The organism is Bradyrhizobium sp. 14AA, from assembly GCF_054185205.1.
This window is the reverse complement of the sequence record NZ_JAVAYM010000184.1, coordinates 1-440: the sequence shown is the minus strand read 5'-3', so window position 1 is coordinate 440 and position 440 is coordinate 1. Positions and strand designations below refer to the sequence as shown.

The window sequence follows — 440 nt, the reverse complement described above, 5'->3', positions numbered from 1 at the left end:
TATAAAGCTTTCTTTGAGTTGATAATTTAAGCTGAATTGGGTGTTATATTTAATATCAGCGAAAATAAGTTTATCCGCCAGCAACATATTTAACACATCCTGATCAGGATGTGTTATTTTTTTGATTATTTCTGGCTCATTTAGCATTGCAATAGCTCGTGCAGAAACCTGCTGAGCCGCCCATTGGGCAGTATTAATCAATAAAAAACCGGAGTTAAAGTAACCTTTAGCAATTCCAGCAACACCTAACGAATGGGCGCGTTTTTCCCACCAGTCAGCTTGCCCTTCTGTAACAACCATTGCGACTTTATCGTCAGGAAATGAGAAATTAATTAGTGGCTCAATAGTCCCCTGACAAATGATATCTGCATCCAGATAAAGGACTTTAGGCGCCTTATTAATAAAGTAATCTGCAATAACAAAACGAAAATATATTGCAT

General features: G+C 37.0%; 1 protein-coding gene. It reads right to left on the bottom strand.

Translation table 11 applies throughout. The annotated features are described in order from the left end of the window. A partial coding sequence (locus RAD15_RS43920) for a glycosyltransferase (protein ID WP_458184880.1) occupies positions 1-440 on the bottom strand: 440 nt, incomplete at both ends.